This window comes from Dyadobacter pollutisoli (assembly GCF_026625565.1).
In the GTDB taxonomy this organism is placed as follows: domain Bacteria; phylum Bacteroidota; class Bacteroidia; order Cytophagales; family Spirosomataceae; genus Dyadobacter; species Dyadobacter pollutisoli.
The window spans coordinates 5,709,436-5,732,191 of the sequence record NZ_CP112998.1; the positions used below are offsets into that span (position 1 = coordinate 5,709,436).

The following is a 22,756-nucleotide window of genomic DNA, read 5'->3' on the forward strand; positions in this document are numbered from 1 at the left end:
TGCTTTGACTAATTATTCGCAAATGGATTTTTAAGCAAGTTCTTCACCGGCTCCACCAAAGTATCAATGTCTCCGGCCCCGATTGTAACCACAATATCGGTATTTAAACCAGCTAAAACACTCAAAACATTATCTTTAGCAACCAATTGTTTATCTAACGTGGTGACCTTATCCAGTAACATTTCGGCATTTACACCTTCGATCGGTAATTCCCTGGCCGGGTAAATTTCAAGTAAAAGAAGTCGGTCCGCCATGGACAAACTCTCCGCGAAACCGTCCGCAAAATCGCGGGTTCTAGTAAATAGGTGCGGCTGAAATATCGCTGTCACATGCCTTCCGGGGTATAACCCCTTCACAGAAGATAAAAACGCTTCAATCTCGGTCGGGTGGTGCGCATAATCGTCAATGTAAACATGGCCTTTCTCCTCAACCTGATATTCAAAACGCCTTTTCACGCCGCCATAACTTTCAAGCGCTTCCTTTATTTTGTCCGCGGCCACACCAATGTAAAGTGCTACCGCGCTCGCTGCAACCGAATTTTCAATGTTATGATAACCCGGAATTTTCATCGCAATGTCTTTAATGACACCATCAGGATGAACCAGGTCAAAAACGAATCGTGCATTCTCAATGTGAATGTTGGAAGCATGATAAGCCCCGGAATTCAGCGAATAGGTAAAAACTTTCGCTTTCGTACTATCCGCCAACTCCAAACCGTCGCGCATAAAAAGCGCGCCGTCATCATCAATCTGGCTTACATAGTCACGAAAAGATTCCAGCACATTCTCATGTTTCCCGTAAATATCCAAATGGTCCGCGTCCGTGGAAGTCACAATTGCTATTTCCGGAAAAAGCGTAAGAAATGACCTGTCAAACTCATCTGCCTCTACCACACAAAACACTTCTTCAAGGTTTTCAGTAGGCTCATTCAGCAGCAGGTTAGTACCGTAATTCTGTGTTATTCCGCCCAGGAATGCTGTGCTATTAACCTCAGCATGGCGGAGAATGTGAGCTACCAACGAAGATGTAGTAGTTTTTCCGTGCGTCCCCGCCACTCCGATCGTCCGTAAATTCTTAGTCAGCAAACCAAGTACCTGAGATCTCTTTAAGATCAGGAAATTCTGGTCCCGGAAATAATTCATTTGCTTATGTTGGACCGGCACGGCGGGCGTATAAATGATAAGCGTATGTTCGGGATCTGCGATAAATGCTTCGGGAATACTTCCAATTTCATCTTCCAGCGTGACTTCGATTCCCTCTTCCACGAGCTTTTTCACAAGGACTGTCGAGGTTTTATCATAGCCCGCTACAGTGAAACCATTGGCTTTAAACCACCTGGCCAATGCACTCATGCCGATTCCGCCGATTCCGACAAAATAAATGTATTTCCAATTCGTCATAGAAGATGACATGATATTCGTAATTCTGAGATTAGTTACCTGATTAATTTTAACACTTCTTCCGCGATATCGTCCGCCGCTGTTGGTCGCGCGAGTTTCCTGATATTGGTTTTAAGGTCCTCCTGTTTCGCAATATCATTTAGCAGTTCAAGTGCAGCCGCAACAAGATCCTGTCTCGCTTTCGAGTCTTTGACCATGATTGCCGCGTCCTGTTCTACCAATGTCAATGCATTCTTGGTCTGATGATCCTCAGAAGCCGCCGGATAAGGCACCAGCACTGACGGTTTTGCTGCCAGGCAAAGTTCTGACACCGACAACGCACCCGCTCGGGACACGACCACATCCGCTATCGCGTAGGCAAGATCCATTGTATAAATAAAATCAAAGGCTTTCACCTGATCTGTTCTAAGGCCAGCGATGGTCGCTTGTGCGGTATCAATGTAAGTCTTGCCAGTTTGCCACAGTACCTGATAACCCGCATCAACCAGTTGGCCAAGTCCTGCCTCAATACTTTCATTAATAGACCTCGCCCCCAGGCTCCCACCCATTACAAAAAGAGTTTTCCGACCCTCATTCAATCCAAAATGCAGCAATGCTTCCTTCCTTTTGGAAGATACATCTACAATGTCGCTTCTTACCGGATTTCCCAGTAATCTGATCTTTTCTTTGGCGAAAAAAGACTCCATTCCAGGATAAGCCACGCAGATGGTGCTGGCTTTTTTGGAAAGCAACTTGTTGGTGATCCCTGCATAGGAATTTTGCTCCTGGATCAATGTAGGTATTCCTGCGAAAGACGCCATCATTAACAAAGGCCCACTCGCAAAGCCACCGACTCCCACGGCAACATCCGGCTTAAAGTCTTTGATCACCTTTTTGGCTTTCAGAAGGCTATCGGCCAGCTTAAAAGGAAATGCGAGATTAGACAATGAAAGCGCTCTCTTAATCCCTACAATCGGTAATCCTACAATGTTATAGCCTGCACGAGGCACTTTCTCCATTTCCATTTTCCCCAGGGCGCCCACAAAAAGAACTTCCAGGTCGGGATGTTTTTGCTGCAATGCACTGGCAATGGCAATGGCCGGATAAATATGTCCGCCGGTACCACCTCCACTAATAATGACTCTTTTTGACATTTTAAATGCGTTTCTCTTCGAGCGTCTCGCCGCGGCTCACACTCAGGATCATGCCCATGGCAATGCCCGTAAATAACAATGATGTTCCTCCCTGGCTGAAAAAAGGTAATGTCTGCCCCGTAACAGGCACCAGTCCCACCGTTACTGCCATGGCTGAAAATGCCTGGCTCACCACGATAAATGTCAGTCCGGCAGATAGTAGTCCACCAAATGGTCGCTTGGTTGCTTCAATTGCTTTCAGTCCCCGATATAGCAGGATCAGATAAAGGACAATAAGGATAGTACCTCCCAATGTGCCGTATTCCTCCACGGCCACAGCGAAAATAAAGTCTTTTTGAGGCTCAGGAAGAAAGCGTCTCTGGCGGCTTTTGGCTACACCTTCCCCATAAAGTCCGCCACGCGCCATCGCCATGTACGACTGTTGAGATTGGTATACCACCACATCTTTATCAAAAAAAGTAGAGATCCTGCTCTGGGCCGTTCCTGACCTTTGTGTAGAATTAAGAAGAATAGCAATGGTAGCGAAAAACACCAGCCCCATTGCCGTAAATAACAAGTAATGAATTGGTACTTTGCCCACAAACATCAGCAAAAAGCAAATTCCCGCCAACATGACCGCCGTGGACACATTACTGGTAAAGATGAGCCCGCACACTACGCCGACCAGCGCAAGCGGTTCCATAAATAGCTCCCTGGTGTTCCAGCCACCTTTGATATGCCTGGCAAGGATCAACGATAAATGTGCAATGAGCGCCACCTTGGCCCATTCCGAAGGCTGAAACCGCTGACCAATCACCGGAATTTCAATCCATCGTGCGGCATCATTGACGGACGTTCCGAAGAACATCGTGAAAATCAACAGCAAAATTGAGCTCCACACGGCAAGCCTGGTTACGTACACAAACTTGATATAGGGAATGCGATGGACAAAATACATGACGATCAATGACAGCACGCATAACAGGACGTGCTTATACAAATAGTACTCCGTATTGCCGTCCATTTGGCTGTAAGCATCTTTCACACTGGCGCTGTACACCACCACGATGCTCCACAAAAGCATAATAATGCAAATACCCCAGATCCAGGGATCACCTTTCAGATTTTTGCCAAACCATGCCTGTGTATCGTCTCTCGACCTTTGCAAGAAATCCATAATGGTTACCGGTTAATAATGGTTTACTGATTATTATTGACTGATAAGATTTCTGACTGCGGCCTTGAATTTATCTCCCCGGTCTTCGTAGTTTTTAAAAAGATCAAAACTGGCGCAAGCCGGAGAAAGCAGGACAATGTCACCCGGAACTCCCCACTCCTGTCCCTTATTGACGGCATCCTGAACATCCTGCGTAGTATAAATCTGAGGAACCTTTCCGGAGAAATAGTCCTGTAGTTTTTCAAAACTTTTACCTAAAACTATCAAACCCTTCACTTTATTACGCACCAGCTCTTCTATCTGGCTGTAATCATTACCCTTATCCACCCCACCGGCAATCAAAATGACCGGTTGATTGAAACTTCCCAATGCGTAAAAAACCGAATCAACATTGGTGGCTTTGGAGTCATTGACATAAGTTACCCCATTAATTACTTCTACTTCTTCCAGTCGGTGCGGGGCATTGCTGAACGACAACAACCCTTCGCTGATTTGGGCTGGATTAACTCCTAATAACTGTGCGACCGAAATGGCCGCCATCGCATTGATCGCATTATGCGGTCCTTTTATAGGTAGTTTATCGAATTCCTGCTCGAAAGTCCTACCATTGATTTGGGAAAACAGCTGACCATCATTCAAGTACGAACCCGATTCGAGTTTTTCTTCCAATGAAATCCCCCATTGATGAGGTATAATGTTTCTTTTCGCAAATTCGTCCGTGATCACTTCACTATCTTCAAAATAGATCAAATGGTCACTCACTTTTTGATTACGGATCACATTGAATTTTGAATTAACATAGTTCTGAAAACTATACCCGTATCGATCCAGATGGTCCGGTGTAATGTTGAGCAGCACTGAAATATGCGGTCTGAAATCAATAATATTATCCAATTGAAAACTGCTGATTTCGAGCACATAATAATCAAACTTCTTCTCGGCTACCTGCCAGGCGAAACTTTCACCAATATTACCCGCCAACCCTACATTCAAGCCTGCATTTTTCAGAATATGATATGTAAGAAGCGTCGTAGTAGTTTTGCCGTTGCTGCCCGTGATGGCAATAAGCTGTGCATCGGTATAACGCGAGGCAAATTCGATTTCGGATATAACCGGAATGCCCTTCTCTCTCAACGCGACGATCAGCGGAACCGTGTCGGGAATACCCGGGCTTTTAACAACCAGATCACTATCCAGAATTCTCTCTTCCGTATGCTGCCCTTGTTCAAAAGGAATATTTTCAGCGATCAGGATGTCGCTGTATTTTTGATGAAGCTGGCCTTTATCAGATAAAAAAACATCAAATCCTTTGGATTTGGCTAGGATTGCAGCTCCGGCACCGCTTTCTCCTCCTCCCAAAACAACTACTCTATTTTGCACAAGACTCCGTTTAAACATTGAACAACCAGCATGGAATACGAAGGTAAATCTTTTGGCGAAAATTTTTTTTACTCTCCGGGCATTAACCTGAATAAAAAGAGAGGCATATCAGATATGCCTCTCTGTACCAATTTATTCGAATGATTTATCCTATTCCTTTTTCGCTGATTCAGAAAGTCTCAACTTGTTAGCAGCCTTCACAATCATGAAAATAACCCAGGCAATGATCACAAACTGAATGAGTACCTGAATAAAATTTCCGTATTTAACAGCAACTTCCGGCGTTTCGCCAACCGCTTCTTTCAATACAATTTTCAGCTGGGTAAAGTCCACTCCGCCAATGAGCAATCCGAGGATAGGATTAATGATGTCCTCTACGAGCGAAGTAGTGATTTTTCCAAAAGCGGCACCAATAACAACACCGACGGCCAGATCCAATACATTTCCCTGGGCAATGAAGGTTTTGAATTCCTTAAGCATAATAAGTTGAGGTTAGTTGGATGAAAATTAAAAAGAGTATAAAAAACCTATGCTGAGAGCCTGGGCAAACTGAATTTTGTCGCTCTGATCTTCATCATAAACGACTATCGCGCCCAGGTTCACATTCACAAATTTGTTCACTTTGGCAGTTAACATCGCATCCAGACGGTTATCGATATTAAGTGGATGCTTGAAACTCGAAAATAACAAATACCTGAATTTCAGGTTGACGCTTTTAGCTATGTCCTTGTCAAAATTGGCTACCATTTGGATCAGGGCAGCCTCCGTTCGCACTCGCTTGCCGATAGGAACACCATAATTTTTCTGATCCGGTGTGTTTACGTAAAGATCTTTGTCGACTACTATAGTTTGCCGCAAAGCACCTGGCGCAAAATCAATGAAAAAATAAGGGACGGGACGGTATTCGATACCTATTGCTTCGGTCAGGTAGGCAGGTGACAGGATTCCGGATACTTTTTTCTTAACATCCGCAGAGTCAGGATCGGAAGAGTATTCATAACCCGAACCGAACTGAGAAAGAAAGTTAATGTTAGCAAAAAGGCTCCATTTCGATGTCAGCTCGCGGTTGTACTTGGTGTCGAAGAAGATCCTGTCCACATTCTTGCGACTTTGCTGGCCTTTGTTCCTGACAATACCGTACTGCGACTGAAAGTCATTTCGCCAGGAGTTTTTACCTTTTTTCTTTTCGCTCAAAGCGTTAAAAAAGAGACCCAATGCGATTGAGTTTACTCCACCACCGGTCCAGTTTGAGCTAAAAGAACCCTGGTTCAGGTTTGCACCAAATTCAATTTTTTTCCAGGTCGTATCTCCCTGCGTTTTCAATTTGCCGGCATTCAACGAGTTACTGAGATCAACTTTATTCTGGGAAAATACGGGGATGGTTGATGAAAGGAATAGTACCAGGGCAATAAAGGTAACGTTTTGGAGTTTTCCGCTCATTTTCAAGATATTTAGTGAATCAATTGATTAAGTTTCCACTTTTGTATTTGAACGAGTTGAAGAGGGTGCGGATAAAGTAACGCATTTTAAAATTTGATTAAAAGAAATCAGCTAAATAGAATGCAGTCCTGGTATTTCTTTCTGAGCTTCTCACGTGAGCGCATGAGGCGCATTTTTACAGCACTTTCGGTTAATCTGAAGATATTAGCGATGTCGCGGATGCTACGGTTATCCATATATTTCAGATAAAGCATGGCCTTTTCTTCAACATTCAATTGTTTCAATGCGGCTCTAAGTTTTCGAGTGTCGACCGCTTCGACCTCAAAAATGTCGTACATATCAAAGTCATCCACGAAATCAGCTTTTTCTTCGTGCACCGTCACGATTTGCTTTTTGCCCGACCTCAGCAGGTCCATGCAATGATTGTATGTGATTGAGAAAAGCCACGTTGAGAACTTGGCATCTTCCTTAAAAGTGTTCATTTTGAACATCAGTTTAAGGAAAACATCATGGGTGAGATCTTCTGCCTTTGAGGCATCTTTAATTAATGACAAACACTTTTGATAAACCTTGAATGAATATCTTTCATATAGCTTTTCAAAGTAACGGTTGTCTTGGGATTCCAGGAAAAGTTTGACTAGTTCTTCGTCCGTTGAATTATGCCGTGCATAATTGTTAACTAATGTTTCAAGCATTGGTATTCCAAAATGTCGCCGATAGTGTGTGCAAAAAATTAAACTATATCCTTAATTTTTTGTAAATATTAAAAAACAACGCCTGGTATACAAATACATACCAGGCGTTGTCAATATTATTTTATTACCGAATGTGCTTAGCCTCCGATAGCAATACGCTTAAAAGACTTAACGGTTAATCCTTTCGCAGTTTTCTCAAGCAATTGGCGTATAGTCAAAGAAGAATCTTTTACGAATTCCTGATTCAACAAAGTATTGTCTTTATAAAACTTCTGAAGTTTTCCCTGCGCGATTTTTTCAAGCATTGCTTCGGGCTTACCTTCTGCACGGGCTTGCTCTTTACCTACTTCGATTTCGCGCTCAACAGTCGCAGAATCAACTTCGTCTTTATCCAAAGCGATAGGTTTCATCGCAGCGATCTGCATTGCTACGTCTTTACCAAGCTCATTAACATCCGTTCCGTTTACACCGTTGAATGCGACAAGTACGCCCAATTTACCGTTTGAGTGAATGTAAGGAACAACCTGATCAGCAGTTACATTTTCGTAAGCTGTGATTTCAAGTTTCTCTCCCAATTTACCAACCAGGTCAACGATGTGCTCGCTTACCGGACGACCATCAGCCAAAGTAGCTGAAAGCAAAGCTTCTTTATCAGAAATGTTATCTGCTACCGCTTTGTCCAAAATGCTTTGCGCCAGATTTTTGAAATCCTCAACGTTAGAAACCGGTTCAGTTTCGCAAGCAAGGGCAATAAGCTTTCCGTTTGTGCCGTCAGCACTGATTTGTACTACTACGGTTCCTTCGGAAACTGCATTGTCAGCGCGTTTTGCAGCTACTTTCTGTCCTTGTTTACGAAGAATATCAACAGCCTTGTCAAAATCACCATCAGCTTCCTGAAGTGCTTTTTTACAATCCATCATGCCTGCGCCAGTCATTTGGCGGAGTTTGTTTACATCTTGTGCGGTAATTGCCATGATTTTATTTAATAAATTTTATTACTGTTTTGAAAGAAACTGACCTGTTATCCTTGAATGATCAAATGGTTAAGAAATCCGTTTCAGATTGAATTTAAAAAAACTGTAGCCCATAGCAATTAGGCTATGGGCTACTTTATCTGTTCAGACAGGAGACAGGCTTACACCCGATCCATATCGCCCTGATTACTCTTCATCACTTTCAGCGACAGCTGTTTCTTCGGCTACTTCAGCACGAGGTGCAGCAGCTGCAGCCTCTTCATTGCCTTTGTCAACCTGACGTTTCGCTTCTTCTTCCTCTACCATGCGCTGATCGTCTTTATCTTGTTTGCGTTCCATCAAACCTTCTTCAATTGCTTTTCCAATTGCCAAAGTGATCAATGAGATTGCTTTGTAAGCATCGTCATTACTTGGAATAGGGAAGTCAACCAGTTCAGGGTTTGAGTTGGTATCGCAGATCGCAAAGATGGGTATGTTCAATCTTTTTGCTTCTGCAACCGCAATGTGCTCGCGTTTTACATCAACGATGAAAAGGGCAGCAGGAAGGCGGGTCAGGTCAGCTACACCACCCAACACTCTTTCCAATTTATCCTTTTCACGTGTAAGCATCAGGCGTTCTCTTTTCGCAATATTGCTAACCGTGGTTTCGTCTTTTAGCATCTTCTCAAGAGTCTGCATTTTTTTCAAAGACTTGCGAATAGTACCGAAGTTTGTAAGCATACCACCCAACCAGCGATCAGTTACGTAAGGCATTTTAAGGCGTTTTGCCTCTTCTGTTACGATTTCCTGAGCTTGTTTTTTAGTAGCAACAAACATGATCTTACGTCCTGAACGAACGATCTGCTTCAAAGCGGCCTCAGCCTGATCGATGCAGCTCAAAGTTTTGTTCAGGTCAATGATGTGGATCCCGTTCTTCTCCATGAAGATATATGGAGCCATACGTGGATCCCACTTGCGGGTAAGGTGACCAAAGTGGACACCTGCATCCAATAGTTCTTTATATTCTATTTGTGCCATTGCCAAATTAAATTTAAAATGTTTTTGAAATTACGCAGCACAAAGCATCGGGCACGATAAGCAATGTCTGGACAATTTTTTTGTCATTTATTGTCAGGAGTTGTCATTTGTAGTCAGGTATTGTTTCAAATTAAAAAAGAACAATAAATGACCAGTCATGACTATCAATGACCACACATGACAGTGTAATATTAACGTTTCGAGAACTGGAATCTTCTACGGGCCTTAGCACGTCCGTATTTCTTACGTTCAACCATACGAGGGTCACGAGTAAGAAATCCTTCTTTTTTAAGTGCTCCACGGAATTCTCCGTTATATTCAACCAAAGCGCGTGATACTGCCATACGGATTGCTTCCGCCTGACCTGTGATACCACCACCTCTTACATTCACTTTGATATCATATCCATTACCACCGCTGATAGTAGCGAAAGGTTGCTGAAGAACGATCTGGTGAACTTCAAATGGAAAATATTCTTTGTAATCGCGACCGTTTACTTTGATATCTCCTTTACCCGGCGTCATATAAATACGAGCCACGGCTGTTTTTCTTCTACCTATTGTGTTGATCACTTCCATGAATTACAACTTGATTTCTTTTGGTTGCTGAGCGCTGTGCGGGTGTTCTGCATCAGCATAAACAAACAGATTTGTGAATAAACGACGTCCCAAACGATTCTTTGGAAGCATGCCTCTTACGGCTTTCTCGATTACACGACCTGGGTGTTTTTCGAGCAACTCACGGGGAGTTTGAAAACGCTGACCTCCCGGATAACCTGTATGGCGAACATAGATTTTGTCCGTCATTTTCTTTCCTGTCAACTTAATTTTATCGGCGTTGATAATGATAACATTATCACCACAGTCCACATGAGGAGTGTAACTTGCCTTGTGCTTGCCTCTGATAATTTTCGCAACTTCACTGGCCAAACGACCTAAAATTGCATCCTGAGCATCCACAACAACCCACTCCTTGTTCACTGTGTTTTTGTTCGCCGAGATGGTTTTGTAGCTTAACGTATCCACGATTAACAAAAATTTAATTGATTTTCAATAAATTACACTGTAACAAGACAGTCCCATCGCAAAATGGGAGTGCAAATATAGAGTTTAACAAATTGAATTACAAGTATGTTTGGGAAATTCCTTCGTCAATCGCTGATTGAAAAGGACAACGCGGCGTAAGGCAGGCCATAAACCACTGAAACATGGCGCTGTCTGTTGTCCAGGTAAACGTTGAAGTCCTTTGCCTTACGAGTTGTATAAGTCGTTCTTCCATAGAGATACCCAAGCTTTATTCCCACCTTCGGACTGAACCTGAAACGCACAAAAGCTTCGGATTGTCCGCTGTTTTTATTTAGTACCAGTGGCAGCGCATTGAATATAGTTGGATGCGTGGGGAGCCATTTGTTATAGTTAGCTTGCCCGCTGCCCGGCACCTGTGCAGTTTTTTCATAAAATGCGTTTCGCTCCGAACCGAAAGCCAATCCAAGTAAATCAGTGTTCACTCCAAGGTCAATTTTCCAGAATACAATGTTGAGTCCGGTGATTACACTCAGTCCATTCACCGAAACATCGCGGTATTCTAAAATCTCCGTTGTATTCTTTATTGCCTTAGATTCCAGATTTGTACGTCCGGCATAATATCCCCACGCCCTGAACCCCAGCCCAACTCGCAGCCAGGGTAGTCTTTTAGAGCCTAATTCTTCATGATATAAGATGGACGGCGCCCAAGAGATACTGCCTATTCCTGTTCCCACGTCTACACCAGCACCGATGGGGGAGACATTCTGTGCCCATCCATTCCCGGTTTTCAGTAATAAAACAAGAAACAATACTTTTAATACTTTCATGCTAAAATTCAGTTCGATGAGAAATGTAAACTCAGACACTTCGGATAACGCTTTGTTAAATATAGCACCCGTTATGCTTAACAAAATATTCCCTTTGCTCCAATCTTTGACAATATGCTATTTATTATGCATATTTAGTTACCAGGCATTAGCACAGGGTACCGATCATTTATCCTTCGTTCCATTGTTCAACGGTAAGAACCTGGACGGCTGGGTAGATGTGAACACGTCGAAGGAAACATGGAAAGTGAAAAACGGCACTCTCATTTGTTCCGGCAAGCCGATCGGTGTCATGCGGTCGGACAGACAATACGAGAATTTCATCCTCGAAATTGAATGGAAACATATGGAAGCAGGGGGCAACTCGGGTATTTTCATATGGAGCGAAGGTACCCCTCAGGAAAATGATCCCCTCACCAAAGCCATCGAAGTACAGATGCTCGAACTGGACTACGCCCGGCAGCACAATGCAACTGAAGACTACGTCCACGGAGAACTCTTCCCGACCATGGGTATGACTGCGATTCCTGACAACCCCCGCGGCCCGAGAAGCAAATCGCTTGAAAAAAGGTGTAAAGGCAAAGGAGAATGGAACAAATATGTAGTGGTATGCGTCGACGGGACCGTGAAGTTGTCGGTGAATGGCAAGTTTGTTAATGGCCTGCGCAATTCGGAGCGTAAAAAAGGCTATATATGCCTCGAAGCAGAAGGCGCAGAGATTCATTTCCGTAATTTCAGGATTCTCGAATTACCCTCAGGAATTACCTCGGCCGCACAAACAGCGCCGGTGGTTAATTGATTGGTGAAATAAACTTTCTGCTATAACTTAGGGACAGATATTAATTCTACTCCGCATGAAAATCTCCTTCGTTGGCTCAGGGAATGTGGCCTGGCATCTTGCCCAGGCTTTTGAAGATGCTGGTCACTGGATTTGTGAAGTGTATAGCCGTGACACTCAAAAGGCACGTCAGCTGGCTTCTTCTTTATATGATACCAACATTCAGCCTGACCTAAACTTCTCAGAAAGCGAGGCAAATGTCATCATTATTGCGGTTTCCGATGATGCTATCGAGAGTATTATTCAACGGATTGTATTGCCGGAAGGTGTAATTCTGGTCCATACCTCTGGTACCCGTTCGTTAGCTGAATTTCAAAATCTGATTGAGATATACAGTGACGTATACGTCCATACCGGTGTTTTTTATCCACTTCAGACTTTTACCAAAGGAATTGAAATGGATTATAAGTCGCTTCCTTTCTGCATTGAATCCAAAAACGAGCTGATTGAGAACAAACTGATACAGCTAGCGCAGAGTATCAGCGACAATGTAAGCCGGATGGATTCAGACGAGCGATTTATTCTGCACGTTGCAGCCGTTTTTGCGAGCAATTTCACCAATTACCTTCTTACTATCTCCCACGATATGCTCGACCGCGAGCAGCTGGATTTCGAATTGCTCAAACCATTGATTCAAACCACCATTGAAAAAGCATTGGTATCCAACAATCCTGCCGTGGCCCAAACTGGCCCGGCGCGACGTGGTGACTGGAAAACAACCGGCCGCCATCTTGAATACCTGCAGGAAACGGATGAAGACTGGACGGAAATTTACCGACTGATGACGGACAAAATCCGAAACTTCTATATTTCAAAATAATAAGAACCCGTGCCGTCCGGAAAAAAGTTAGGCTATATTTGCAGGATTCACAATAGATCATTTTCATGAATTCTACATTAACGGACCGTTTCAAGCGCATTACTACCTTTATTTTTGATATCGACGGTGTCATGACCGACGGAAGCGTGATCGCTCTTGAAACCGGCGAGCAGCCCCGAATTTTTAATGTAAGGGATGGTTACGGTATCAATCGGGCCGTTAAAATGGGCTACCGGGTCGCTATTATATCGGCACAAAGCCAGCTGGGTGTCCGCAAACGGCTCGAATACCTGGGCGTGTCCGACATTTTTATCGGAACATCACCAGACGGCAAACTCCCTGTTTTCAAAAAGTATCTTGCTGAAACAAATCTTACCGAAGACGAAATTGTCTTCATGGGAGATGACCTGCCCGATTATGAAGTAATGCGCACCAATGTACTTGCCGCATGCCCGGCCGACTCAGCCGATGAAATTCTTGCAATTGCAGATTATATATCCCCTAAAAATGGCGGCCGCGGCGCAGTACGCGACCTGATAGAACAAGTAATGAAAGTGCAGGGAAAGTGGATGACCTGGTTTGAATAAACGACTGACGAAAGAAATACGGTGCAGAAATCTTTGGAAAAAAAGCGTTACTTCCCAAACCTGAACGGCATTCGCTGCATTGCGGCACTTTTGGTAGTTTTTCATCACCTGGAACAAGCCAAGCATGCTCTGGGAATTGCTAATGTATATGAATGGCCCATTATCCAACATGCCGGAAGACTGGGCGTCGGCTTATTTTTTGTTCTGAGCGGTTTTCTTATTACCTATCTATTGCTGGAAGAAAGAGGCCGGTTCGGCAATGTCGATGCCAAAAAGTTCTACCTGCGCAGGGTTTTCAGGATATGGCCTATTTATTTCCTTATCATTGGTCTGTCATTCTTTGTTTTTCCGCATTTAGAACTGCTTAGTTACCCCGGCGTCGAAGAGAAGCTGACCGTCGATCTGGCAGAACGCCTCGGTCTCCTTTTGCTCGTACTGCCCAATTTTGCTTTCGTACTTTATGATCTGCCTTACTGGTGCGCCCAAACGTGGTCCATTGGAGTGGAAGAGCAGTTTTATTATCTCTGGCCCTGGCTGATCAAGTATCCGAAAAGGCGTATTCCGATCATTTTCTTCTTTCTGGCGATTACCGCAGGGATTTTGTTTCTTGGTTTAAAAATGGTGAACCCATCCGAAGAAGTAAAGGACGCGATGATCACGACATTTCTGGGACAGTTCCGCATTCAAACGATGGCACTGGGTGGATTTTGTGCCTGGCTTGTTTACAAAGAAAAAGAGCACATTCTCCGGATCGTTTTCAGAAAAGATTTGCAGATCGCAGTTTACACCATGCTCGCTGTTTTGTTTTTTTCCGGGGTTCATTTCAATGGATTTCTGGAAGTATACGCAGTCTTCTTTGCCTTTTTCGTGTTGAATGTCTCCTGTAATAAGAAAACGATCATTAGTTTGCAAAACCCATTTATGGATTATATGGGAAGGATTTCCTACGGCCTTTACATTTATCACGTATTTGTGATCGTGGTCATTATCAATGTACTTACCAAATATTCTCCGAAATGGGAAGGGCCCGTTTATCAAACAGTTCTTTACATTTTATCGCTCCTGGGATCCATTGCGGTGGCGTCACTATCCTATTCCTACTTTGAGAAGCCTTTGCTTGCATTTAAGGACAAGCGTTTCGGACGATAGTATTGTTTTTCATTTTGCGGGCAGCTCGCTCATCTTATAAAATTGGAGTTTTTGCTCATGTGCTTCTTTCAATATTTTTTCAAGAAAGGCCACATCGAAACCATACGCACCGTTTTTGGGCTGACTATATAATGGTTGGTGGCCAAATAACATTAATGCAGTACCCGTCTTTTTTGCTTTGGTAATCGCTTCCTTCATTTCCTCCGCCGTCAATTCCGCATCCGTATCGATCAAAAGGGCATCTACAATTTTTTCCTGATCGAACGGATAAAAAATCCAGTCCATCAACCTCGGCGCCAATGCATAAAGCTGTACCCCAAACATTTTTCGCCGCGAAATGGCTACGTCTCGAAGGATTTTAAAACCAGTTGCCAATAGTACCGAGTCAACCTGGTCATTGTGATTACCTCCCGGATGCGCGTAGGATTGTGGAGCAAAACCCGCCAGTTTCATGTAATGCAGCCCGGGTGTCAATTCAGTTTCTGCATATTTGGCTGGCCCCACTGCAGCTATCAATTCTGTGGATTTGCCATGTACCGTACCGTGAAACCCGATCTCATGCCCATCCTTTTCGAGTTGTTTCAGCTTTGCAATTTCATCCGTCGTCAATGTATCGCCGCAGGTAACGAAGAATGTCACCTTTGCCCCGTATTTCTGGAATAATGGCCTTAATTCATACCAGTCATTGATAAAATGATCGTCAAAAGAAATCGCTATCCCGGCCTTTTCAGTGTTTTCAGCGTTGTTCGAGCAGGCCGACATGAAAATGATCAACATTAAAAAGGCTATCTGAATGCCTGGGCTGAATGTGGTTCTTACGGCTGAATATTTCAATACTTCCGGGATGAAATGTTATTTTCGCTAAATTAATCACTGCAAATGAAAATTCTCCATACCGCCGACTGGCATATTGGCAAACGACTAGATAACTATTCCCGTCTGGAAGAGCAGCGGCTCGTGCTGGACGAGATATGTGAGATTGCGGAGAGGGAAAATGTAGATGCTATCATCGTCGCAGGAGATTTGTTTGACAATTTTAATCCGTCGTCAGAAGCTACCGAGCTACTATACAGCACATTGCATCGTCTTTCAGCGAATGGAACCCGCGCAGTGATCGCGATCGCAGGTAACCACGATTCCCCCGAGCGCATACAGGTACCGGATGCATTGGCGAAAGTTTGCGGAATATTATTCGTGGGCTTTCCTAACACCGAGATCAAACCATTCTGCACGCAGGGGAAAGTTGAGATCGTACGGACGGCCAAAGGTTTTATTGAGCTCACATTGCCCAATGCTGATTTTCCGCTGCGCATTTTGCATACACCTTATGCCAATGAACAGCGATTGCGCACATTTCTGGGCATTGAAGAATCGGAAGAAGCATTAAGAGTTCATTTGCAAAACCATTGGCAGGAACTGGCAGACTTGTACCTCGACGACAAAGGTTTCAACTTACTCGCCACGCATTTGTTTGTGATGCAAAATGGCGGCCCAATGCCCGAAGAGCCGGATGACGAGCGACCTATTCTGCACATTGGAGGCGCGCAGGCCATTTATACCGAAAATTTCCCGGCACAGGTGCATTACATTGCACTTGGTCATTTGCACCGTTATCAGGTTGTGGATAAAAATCCTGCACCCGCGATCTATTCCAGCAGCCCGCTGGCTTACAGTTTTTCCGAAGCTAACCAGACCAAATATGTAGTTCTGATTGAGGCAGAGACTGGAAAATTGGCTAGTTACCGGCCCATTGAACTCACAAAAGGCAAAAAACTGCGCCGGAAAAGCTTTCACAGCATTGACGAAGCCATCACCTGGCTCGGCGGACACACCGACGATCTCATCGAGCTGACCATTATTTCAGACAACTACCTCGAAGCGGCAGACAAAAAGCGGCTTACCGAAGCCCATTCAGGCATTATCCAGATTATTCCGCAAATAAAAAGGAGTGAAGTAGCCGAAGCTACGTCGGAAATCGACCTTTCGCTAAGCATTGAAAAGCTTTTTGGCGAATATTTCAAAACCAGAAATAAGGGCCAGGAACCATCGGAGGGTTTAATGGAGGTCTTTCGGGAGGTGCTGGGTACAGAAGAGGAGTCTTAAAATAGTATATCCCTGTTTAATATTGCCTGCTCAATCCTTCTTTGAATCTGTCCCGCAGATAATTTTTTCTTCATTTTAGGGGGATCAAGCTGTGGATCAATATCATCAAAGTAAGAGAGAGATTTTAACGCAATCACTGCGTTCATGTGAGGATATTTCGTTTCAAAAAATGAAATGATTTGGTTCAAACTGAAATGCTCCAGCAAAAAATATATATCTACGAAATCTTTCAAGCGCTTACCCGAATTGATAATAGCATTTAACTTCATGGCCGAAATATCTTCAGCGGATAAAAAGGTTATCCCATCTTCAATTTTTGGGGATTTTATCAAACTATAATTATGACGTATAAAGTCAACCTTCACATTATTGATGAATGTAAAAAGACTATTTAAATTTCTCTTGGACGATACCTCTACATTAAAAAAGGGTTGTAAGAATTCAACTATGTCATCTGTTACAAAATCTCCCGCCGTAAAAAGGTCAATATCAATTGAATTACGGTGCCCGATCTGTAGTGCGAGTGAAGTACCTCCTACCAGATAAAATTCACTGAAGCCAGGCGTAGCTTGGATTTGTTGGATAAGCTGAAAGGTACCCGGATCAATTATGAATGGATCTTTACACAGCATTTACAAAATCTGAGTTTATAAATAATCTCGAAAAACGTTTGTCCCTTTCTTCCAGCTGTGAAGACCACTCGATGGTTTCCAAGATTTGCTCCTTTGAATAATACTGGATCATTTCACGCCAATTATCAAGGTTGCCTCGCTCCAATACCCGCTCAATTACAATTTTGTAAGACTTCCTGAAATTGAAATTATCGTAGTCAAATTCCCAGAGAAGCCGGGCAGGAATATTTGGTTTATCTGATTTCCTCATTCATTTAGCTCGGTAGGTTCAGTTGTAAATTTACATTAATCCTTAATACCTACAATTGAAAATGACCGGGGATAAAAACAAAAGCGACAAACCATCCTTAGACTATCTGTCGCTTCTGTTTATTATTTTATTACTACTTTCAGCTCGCGCGTCTCAATTTCGCCTCGATCGTTTGCTGTGTATGAGGTACAATTCTTAGTCTTTCTTTTGGGATAAGCTTACCGGTATCAATACAAACTCCGTATGTTCCGTTTTTAATGCGAACCAGTGCATTTTCCAGCTGGATGGAATATTTCTGCAACCTCGCCGCAAGCTGGCTCAGGTTTTCACGCTCGCTGGCATCAGCACCATCCTCTACCAATTTAGCTGAACCGGCAGTGATGTCTGTACCGCTATCGTTTTTTTTGCTCAACCCTCCTTTGATATAATTAAGCTCGCTCATTGTAGCTTCCAGTTTTCCACGAATGAGCTCTTCGAATTCCCTCAATTCTTCCTCTGAATATCTTGTGCGTTCTTCTTGCATAATCTTAATTGATTTTGTTAATCTTAGTATGAAGGAGCGTTTCAAAGTACAAAAGTACTAGTATTCTGCCTATTTCGGAATTATAAAATATTAATAACTACTTTCTAAAAAGAATTCAATTAACAGCGATATCAGAGAGTATAACGTAACAAAGCCACAACCTCTAACAGGAAATGGCTTTGCTTGGGTATTAGCATTGGCTTCGGGTTACTTGTAAAGAACCGACCTAACTGCCTCAACTACCCGTTTTACACTTGGTAAAATCTCTTCGATCAATGTCGGAGCGTAAGGTAGCGGCACATCGCGGTTGGTAACCCTGATCACTGGCGAATCCATATAATCGAATGCATGGCGCTGAATGTGGTAAGTGATCTCTGTTGAGATCGACGCCAGAGGCCATGCTTCTTCTACTACCACGCAACGGTTCGTTTTCTTAACCGACTCAATAATAGCAGGATAGTCAATAGGACGAACTGTTCTTAGATCGACAACTTCAACATCAATACCTTCTTTTTCCAATTGCAAAACGGCCGGCATAACAACACGCGGAATCATTTTACCAAATGAAACAATGGTAACATCTTTTCCCTGACGCTTTACGTCTGCTTTGCCCAGCGGTATCAGATACTCTTCCTCAGGAACCTGCATTTTGTCGCCGTACATTACTTCTGACTCCATGAAAATAACAGGGTTGTTATCACGGATTGAAGATTTCAAAAGTCCTTTTGCATCGTAAGGATTGGAAGGAACTACTACTTTTAAGCCTGGTGTATTAGCAAACCAGTTTTCGAAATTTTGTGAATGCTGTGCTCCCAGCTGTCCCGCATTCCCTGTCGGGCCACGGAAAACGATAGGGCAGCCATACTGTCCTGCAGACATTGAAAGAATCTTAGCAGCACTATTGATGATCTGATCAATAGCAACCAGAGAAAAGTTGAATGTCATGAATTCAACGATAGGGCGAAGACCGTTTCCGGCAGCTCCCACAGCGATCCCTGCAAAACCAAGCTCTGCGATAGGTGTATCTATTACGCGCTCTGGCCCGAATTCATCCAGCATTCCCTGACTGGCTTTATAGGCGCCGTTGTATTCCGCAACTTCCTCACCCATCAGAAATATACTCTTGTCAAGGCGCATCTCTTCCGACATAGCGTCGCGAATGGCATCTCTAAATGCTAATTCTTTCATTCGTAATTTTATAATTATTTAATTCTTAGAAGAAACCGGCGCAAAATTTCAAAATCTTTCATTGGATTTAACCTGCACGGTTTCATTAAAAGAGGTTTTGTATACTTATTTCAAAATGATCTGGTAAAATTAGAGAAACAAGGTCAATTCTCAAATTCTTTCAAAGAACCATTGTGTTAAAAATACGCGTAATGATGTGATTATAGCGGGATCACATCTACTTCCACAGAAAGCGTATGTTTTCCGTAACTGAATATAATTCCCTTCAGCGGCGGCACATCACTATAATCCCTTCCCCACGCCGTCACAATGTGCCTTTCACCCGGTACAATATTGTTGGTAGGGTCAAAATCGCACCAGCCGTAATCAGGGATAAAAACAGAGATCCATGCATGAGACGCGTCCGACCCTTGAAGCTTGGGCCTCCCGGGAGGGGGAAGCGTTTCCAGATACCCGCTGACATATCGTGCCGCAAATCCAAAACTCCGGATGCAGGCGATCGCCAAATGTGAAAAATCCTGACATACTCCTTTTTTCAAAGCGAGCACTTCTTTGATTGGCGTATTGACCGTGGTAAAGTCAGGAACAAAATCGAACTCGGTATAAATTTTCCGGCAAAGTGCCTTCACACATTCATAAAGCGGAATATTGTCCTGAAAGCAATCCTGACCATACGCCCTGATTTCAGCATCCCATTTGACCAATGGACTCGGAAGCATATATTCCAGCACATTGATTTTCAGCGCCCTGTCATTTTTAAACCGTTCACGCGCCCCGCTGCAGGTAACTTCCGACGGAATAAAAAGCGAGCCGGTTGCCTCAGTCAGTCTTTCAACAATGCCCGTAGTGAGCACAGTGAGGTTTTTATGAGGAGAATGCAATGAAAAATAATGCGTGGTGTTGCCGTAATAATCTGTCCTTTCCACGAGCTGCGACGGCTCAGGTGTCACTTGTATCGTAAAACCTTGACACAACTGGTTGGGCAATGTCCTCGGCGCAAGGCATAGCAGGCTGTGATAATTATTGACAGCCTCGGCGTATTTATATTCGGTTTTATGGATTAGTTTATATTTCATCCGTATCGTAATCCGCAGGTTCAAAAAATGAATGTTGCATCAGCGTGTGGCTGAAATACATATTCGTCAGGGTGTTGGACACGGAGCTGATCAGTCTGGATACTTCGGAAAGTAAATTGAAAAGCTCTACCCGCTCCGAGTCCGCATTGCATTTGCTCAAATCCGAAATATCGGCCAGCTTAATCAATGTGGATGCTTGCAAAACAAATTTCTGAGCGTCATTCAATCGCTTACTCCGGGTGGTGGTAGGAAGTTTTGTCAGGTTCTTTTTCAGCTCGTCCACCATGTAAACCAATGAATATGGCAGTGTTTTTTCCAACAAAACCATATCAAGCATCGCCTCTACGCTCAGGTGCGACTTATAAATCTGACGATAATTTACCAGCAAATGATGATTGATCAATGTAGCTTCGATCAACTCATTTTCAACCGCCTGCGCATTTTTTACACCAAAATTAGATTGCAAAACGCTGATCCTGGATAAAATTCGTTCGATCAGCTTCCCCGTTTCCAGCAATAAAAAGCTATTGTCACGCGGCATACTTTCCGCGATCACGCCCAGGAAAGTAAACATGTTGTTAAACAGACCGTCCAGTGTTTTCTGAATGTTGTTGCTATTCATGGTTGACGCATTCCGTATCTCATGGAAACCATTGTCCACCAGGTCCACGATTCGCCATATTTCCAGGTCCCACTGGTTACGTACCGCTCCCACGGCATTCAGGAACAGCCCTATATTCGACGATACCGTACCAGGTCTTGAAGTATTAGAGATCAGGTCAATAATCTCTTTATATGGATCCGCAAGCGGGTCTTCTTCTTCCAAAAACCCTGGATAAGTTGCCGAAAGGTGTGTCAGCGATTGCAGCAAAACCTTAATGTGCTCCTGTTTTGCCGGGCCGCCGAAGTTGCGGTCCAGGTTCAGAACATTAATGGTCGTGTTCATGAACTTGATGATCGACATCGCCCTTTCGCAATACCGGCCTACCCAAAACAGGTTTTCAGCGCTTCTGCTAGGCAGGGATATATGTTTATTGACAGTAGCCAGAATCGGCAAAGTGATCTTTTCCTGCAACTCCTCCGTTTTGTCCGAAACAATCCAGGTATCTTTCGACAGGCCGCCATGTTGGTTAGAGATCACAAAACGGTCTTTCACCGGCGAGCTTCTCGTCAGACCGCCCTGCATGACGTGGTAGCCATTTTCATCGGCCACCATAAATGCCCGCAAAGCAGCATAACGCGGCTCAATGTTTCCATCCACCAGCGAAGGTGTCGTCGACAAACTGACTTCCTGTTGTGCTATAAATTCATACGGCCGCTGAGTGATCATCCGTTTCAGATCCTCCTTTTCATTAAATGAGAGCAGCCGACCGTAAATAGACCTGAATCTACTCTTGCGATTGGCCTTCTTAATGATCAGCTCATCAATGTGTTCAAGAACATAATTCAATTCCTTCGCATGTCCGCACCACCAGGTAGCGACCGAGGGCATCATCAGTTTTTCTCCCAGGAAATACGTACTAATGTTTTCCATAAAGGCCAAAAAAGCATGATTTTCCAGCACGCTGGTGCCCGGCGGGTTCAGTACTTGTACATTCCCCATGCGGATCGCCTGCAGGAGACCAGGCACGCCCAGTCTTGATCCTTCATGTAATTCCAGCGGATCGCACCAGTCATCATCAATCCGGCGAATGATCACGTCCACCTTTTGGAGTCCGTCAATGGATTTGAGCCACACACAGCCATTCCTTACCAGCAGGTCATCACCTTGTGCCAGCGTGTAACCCAAGTACGACGCCAGGTATGCGTGTTCGAAATAAGCTTCGTTATTGGGTCCTGGTGTGAGGTAAACAATGTTCGGAGCGTCTTTACTTTTGTCCGATAACCTCAAAACCGTGTTCTGAACACTATTAAAGTAAGGCGCCAGCTTGCTAACGTACATTCCGTCCGCCAGTTCGGGCAGCAACTTGCTCATCACGACCCTGTTTTCCAAGGTATAACCTGATCCTGACGGTGCCTGCGTACGGTTATCCACAATCCACATTTGTCCGTCCGGGCCGCGGGCCATATCCGCAGCAAACAATGTGAGCTGTCTGCTGGCCGGAAGTTTTAAATCGACACATGGCCGGAAAAAGCCGGTGTTATCATAAACCAGTTCCGCCGGGATGATGCCGTCTTTCACGAGGTTCCTCGGACCATACAGATCTTTCAGGACCATGTCCAGCAAAGTAGCGCGCTGCTGCAATCCCTTTGCAATGCCATTCCATTCTTTTTGTTCAATCAAAAAAGGAATGGGATCCAGCTGCCAGGGACGGTTAAGGCCGTCGGGGGTACCATATACATTATAAGTCACGCCATTTTCGCGCAGCTTGCTGATAATTTCCTGATTCCTGTTTTTGAGTTCCTCTATACCGAGCTTTTCCAACGTAGAAAAAAGCGCCTTCCAATGCGGTTTAATATTTCCGCGCATATCCAGCACTTCATCATAGGAGCTAAGTCCATTTTGGTAGGATTGTAATAGATTCACGGAAGCCTCGGTAAGC

The 22,756-nt window shown here is 44.0% G+C and carries 24 protein-coding genes; 5 read left to right on the forward strand and 19 right to left on the reverse strand.

The annotated features are described in order from the left end of the window. Nucleotides 1-8: 8 nt before the first annotated feature. The 12 genes from murC to ON006_RS23410 form a co-directional block, all read right to left on the reverse strand. On the reverse strand, nucleotides 9-1,412 hold the full coding sequence (gene murC, locus ON006_RS23355; protein WP_244822434.1) for a UDP-N-acetylmuramate--L-alanine ligase: 1,404 nt from the start codon (nucleotides 1,410-1,412) through the stop codon (nucleotides 9-11). 23 nt (nucleotides 1,413-1,435) lie between these two features. Continuing rightward, a complete protein-coding gene (gene murG, locus ON006_RS23360; RefSeq protein ID WP_244822435.1) occupies nucleotides 1,436-2,533 on the reverse strand; it encodes an undecaprenyldiphospho-muramoylpentapeptide beta-N-acetylglucosaminyltransferase in 1,098 nt (365 codons plus the stop codon). A gap of 1 nt (nucleotide 2,534) precedes the next feature. Further along, a complete protein-coding gene (locus ON006_RS23365; protein ID WP_244822436.1) occupies nucleotides 2,535-3,689 on the reverse strand; it encodes an FtsW/RodA/SpoVE family cell cycle protein in 1,155 nt (384 codons plus the stop codon). Nucleotides 3,690-3,722: 33 nt separating this feature from the next. Then, nucleotides 3,723-5,087 carry a UDP-N-acetylmuramoyl-L-alanine--D-glutamate ligase gene (gene murD, locus ON006_RS23370; RefSeq protein WP_244822437.1) on the reverse strand — a complete coding sequence of 455 codons (1,365 nt, stop codon included), beginning with the start codon at nucleotides 5,085-5,087 and terminating at the stop codon, nucleotides 3,723-3,725. A 132-nt stretch (nucleotides 5,088-5,219) separates the two neighbouring features. Further along, on the reverse strand, nucleotides 5,220-5,549 hold the full coding sequence (gene mscL / locus ON006_RS23375) for a large-conductance mechanosensitive channel protein MscL (protein WP_244822438.1): 330 nt from the start codon (nucleotides 5,547-5,549) through the stop codon (nucleotides 5,220-5,222). Nucleotides 5,550-5,576: 27 nt separating this feature from the next. Next, the gene (locus tag ON006_RS23380) at nucleotides 5,577-6,509 is read right to left on the reverse strand and encodes a DUF3078 domain-containing protein (RefSeq protein WP_244822439.1); all 933 of its coding nucleotides are present in this window, start codon (nucleotides 6,507-6,509) and stop codon (nucleotides 5,577-5,579) included. Between the two features lie 107 nt (nucleotides 6,510-6,616). Then, nucleotides 6,617-7,204 carry an RNA polymerase sigma factor gene (locus ON006_RS23385; protein WP_244822440.1) on the reverse strand — a complete coding sequence of 196 codons (588 nt, stop codon included), beginning with the start codon at nucleotides 7,202-7,204 and terminating at the stop codon, nucleotides 6,617-6,619. A 137-nt stretch (nucleotides 7,205-7,341) separates the two neighbouring features. Continuing rightward, nucleotides 7,342-8,178, reverse strand: a complete 837-nt coding sequence (tsf, locus tag ON006_RS23390) for a translation elongation factor Ts (RefSeq protein ID WP_244822441.1) — start codon at nucleotides 8,176-8,178, stop codon at nucleotides 7,342-7,344. Nucleotides 8,179-8,364: 186 nt separating this feature from the next. After that, nucleotides 8,365-9,195 (reverse strand): 30S ribosomal protein S2, encoded by an 831-nt coding sequence (gene rpsB, locus ON006_RS23395; protein WP_244822442.1) that lies wholly within the window; start codon nucleotides 9,193-9,195, stop codon nucleotides 8,365-8,367. A 191-nt stretch (nucleotides 9,196-9,386) separates the two neighbouring features. Further along, nucleotides 9,387-9,773, reverse strand: coding sequence for a 30S ribosomal protein S9 (gene rpsI, locus ON006_RS23400; RefSeq protein ID WP_244822443.1), 387 nt, complete (start codon nucleotides 9,771-9,773; stop codon nucleotides 9,387-9,389). A gap of 3 nt (nucleotides 9,774-9,776) precedes the next feature. Continuing rightward, a complete protein-coding gene (gene rplM, locus ON006_RS23405) occupies nucleotides 9,777-10,220 on the reverse strand; it encodes a 50S ribosomal protein L13 (RefSeq protein WP_082216882.1) in 444 nt (147 codons plus the stop codon). A gap of 125 nt (nucleotides 10,221-10,345) precedes the next feature. Next, nucleotides 10,346-11,047: a hypothetical protein gene (locus ON006_RS23410; RefSeq protein WP_244822444.1), complete on the reverse strand. Its 702-nt coding sequence runs from the start codon at nucleotides 11,045-11,047 to the stop codon at nucleotides 10,346-10,348. A gap of 73 nt (nucleotides 11,048-11,120) precedes the next feature. On the opposite strand from ON006_RS23410, the gene ON006_RS23415 reads away from it, so the two are divergent. The 4 genes from ON006_RS23415 to ON006_RS23430 all read left to right on the forward strand — a co-directional run bounded on the left by ON006_RS23415 (nucleotide 11,121) and on the right by ON006_RS23430 (nucleotide 14,441). Beyond that, on the forward strand, nucleotides 11,121-11,846 hold the full coding sequence (locus ON006_RS23415) for a 3-keto-disaccharide hydrolase (protein ID WP_244822445.1): 726 nt from the start codon (nucleotides 11,121-11,123) through the stop codon (nucleotides 11,844-11,846). 55 nt (nucleotides 11,847-11,901) lie between these two features. Further along, on the forward strand, nucleotides 11,902-12,705 hold the full coding sequence (locus ON006_RS23420) for a Rossmann-like and DUF2520 domain-containing protein (protein WP_244822446.1): 804 nt from the start codon (nucleotides 11,902-11,904) through the stop codon (nucleotides 12,703-12,705). A gap of 65 nt (nucleotides 12,706-12,770) precedes the next feature. Next, nucleotides 12,771-13,292 (forward strand): KdsC family phosphatase, encoded by a 522-nt coding sequence (locus tag ON006_RS23425; RefSeq protein ID WP_244822447.1) that lies wholly within the window; start codon nucleotides 12,771-12,773, stop codon nucleotides 13,290-13,292. A 33-nt stretch (nucleotides 13,293-13,325) separates the two neighbouring features. Continuing rightward, nucleotides 13,326-14,441: an acyltransferase family protein gene (locus ON006_RS23430; RefSeq protein ID WP_244822448.1), complete on the forward strand. Its 1,116-nt coding sequence runs from the start codon at nucleotides 13,326-13,328 to the stop codon at nucleotides 14,439-14,441. 9 nt (nucleotides 14,442-14,450) lie between these two features. Here the strand turns inward: ON006_RS23430 and ON006_RS23435 are convergent, their stop codons facing one another. Then, nucleotides 14,451-15,275, reverse strand: a complete 825-nt coding sequence (locus tag ON006_RS23435; protein ID WP_244822449.1) for a polysaccharide deacetylase family protein — start codon at nucleotides 15,273-15,275, stop codon at nucleotides 14,451-14,453. 45 nt (nucleotides 15,276-15,320) lie between these two features. Here ON006_RS23435 and ON006_RS23440 point away from each other — a divergent pair, with 45 nt between their 5' ends. Further along, entirely contained in the window at nucleotides 15,321-16,544 is a 1,224-nt protein-coding gene (locus ON006_RS23440) for a metallophosphoesterase family protein (protein ID WP_244822450.1), read from the forward strand. Here ON006_RS23440 and ON006_RS23445 read toward each other — a convergent pair. From ON006_RS23445 to ON006_RS23470, 6 genes are all read right to left on the reverse strand, one after another. Next, entirely contained in the window at nucleotides 16,541-17,176 is a 636-nt protein-coding gene (locus ON006_RS23445; RefSeq protein ID WP_244822451.1) for a nucleotidyl transferase AbiEii/AbiGii toxin family protein, read from the reverse strand. The two genes, ON006_RS23440 and ON006_RS23445, sit on opposite strands and share 4 nt — an antisense overlap. After that, complete coding sequence (locus ON006_RS23450) at nucleotides 17,166-17,426, reverse strand: DUF6922 domain-containing protein (RefSeq protein WP_244822452.1); 261 nt, start codon at nucleotides 17,424-17,426, stop codon at nucleotides 17,166-17,168. Before ON006_RS23450 ends, ON006_RS23445 begins: the two co-directional genes overlap by 11 nt. 139 nt (nucleotides 17,427-17,565) lie before the next feature. Next, nucleotides 17,566-17,952 carry a TraR/DksA family transcriptional regulator gene (locus ON006_RS23455; protein WP_234606066.1) on the reverse strand — a complete coding sequence of 129 codons (387 nt, stop codon included), beginning with the start codon at nucleotides 17,950-17,952 and terminating at the stop codon, nucleotides 17,566-17,568. Nucleotides 17,953-18,156: 204 nt separating this feature from the next. Beyond that, nucleotides 18,157-19,137 (reverse strand): pyruvate dehydrogenase complex E1 component subunit beta, encoded by a 981-nt coding sequence (locus tag ON006_RS23460; protein WP_244822453.1) that lies wholly within the window; start codon nucleotides 19,135-19,137, stop codon nucleotides 18,157-18,159. Between the two features lie 200 nt (nucleotides 19,138-19,337). Continuing rightward, nucleotides 19,338-20,213: a transglutaminase family protein gene (locus ON006_RS23465; RefSeq protein WP_244822454.1), complete on the reverse strand. Its 876-nt coding sequence runs from the start codon at nucleotides 20,211-20,213 to the stop codon at nucleotides 19,338-19,340. Further along, complete coding sequence (locus ON006_RS23470; protein ID WP_244822455.1) at nucleotides 20,203-22,740, reverse strand: circularly permuted type 2 ATP-grasp protein; 2,538 nt, start codon at nucleotides 22,738-22,740, stop codon at nucleotides 20,203-20,205. Before ON006_RS23470 ends, ON006_RS23465 begins: the two co-directional genes overlap by 11 nt. Between the last annotated feature and the right edge of the window lie 16 nt (nucleotides 22,741-22,756).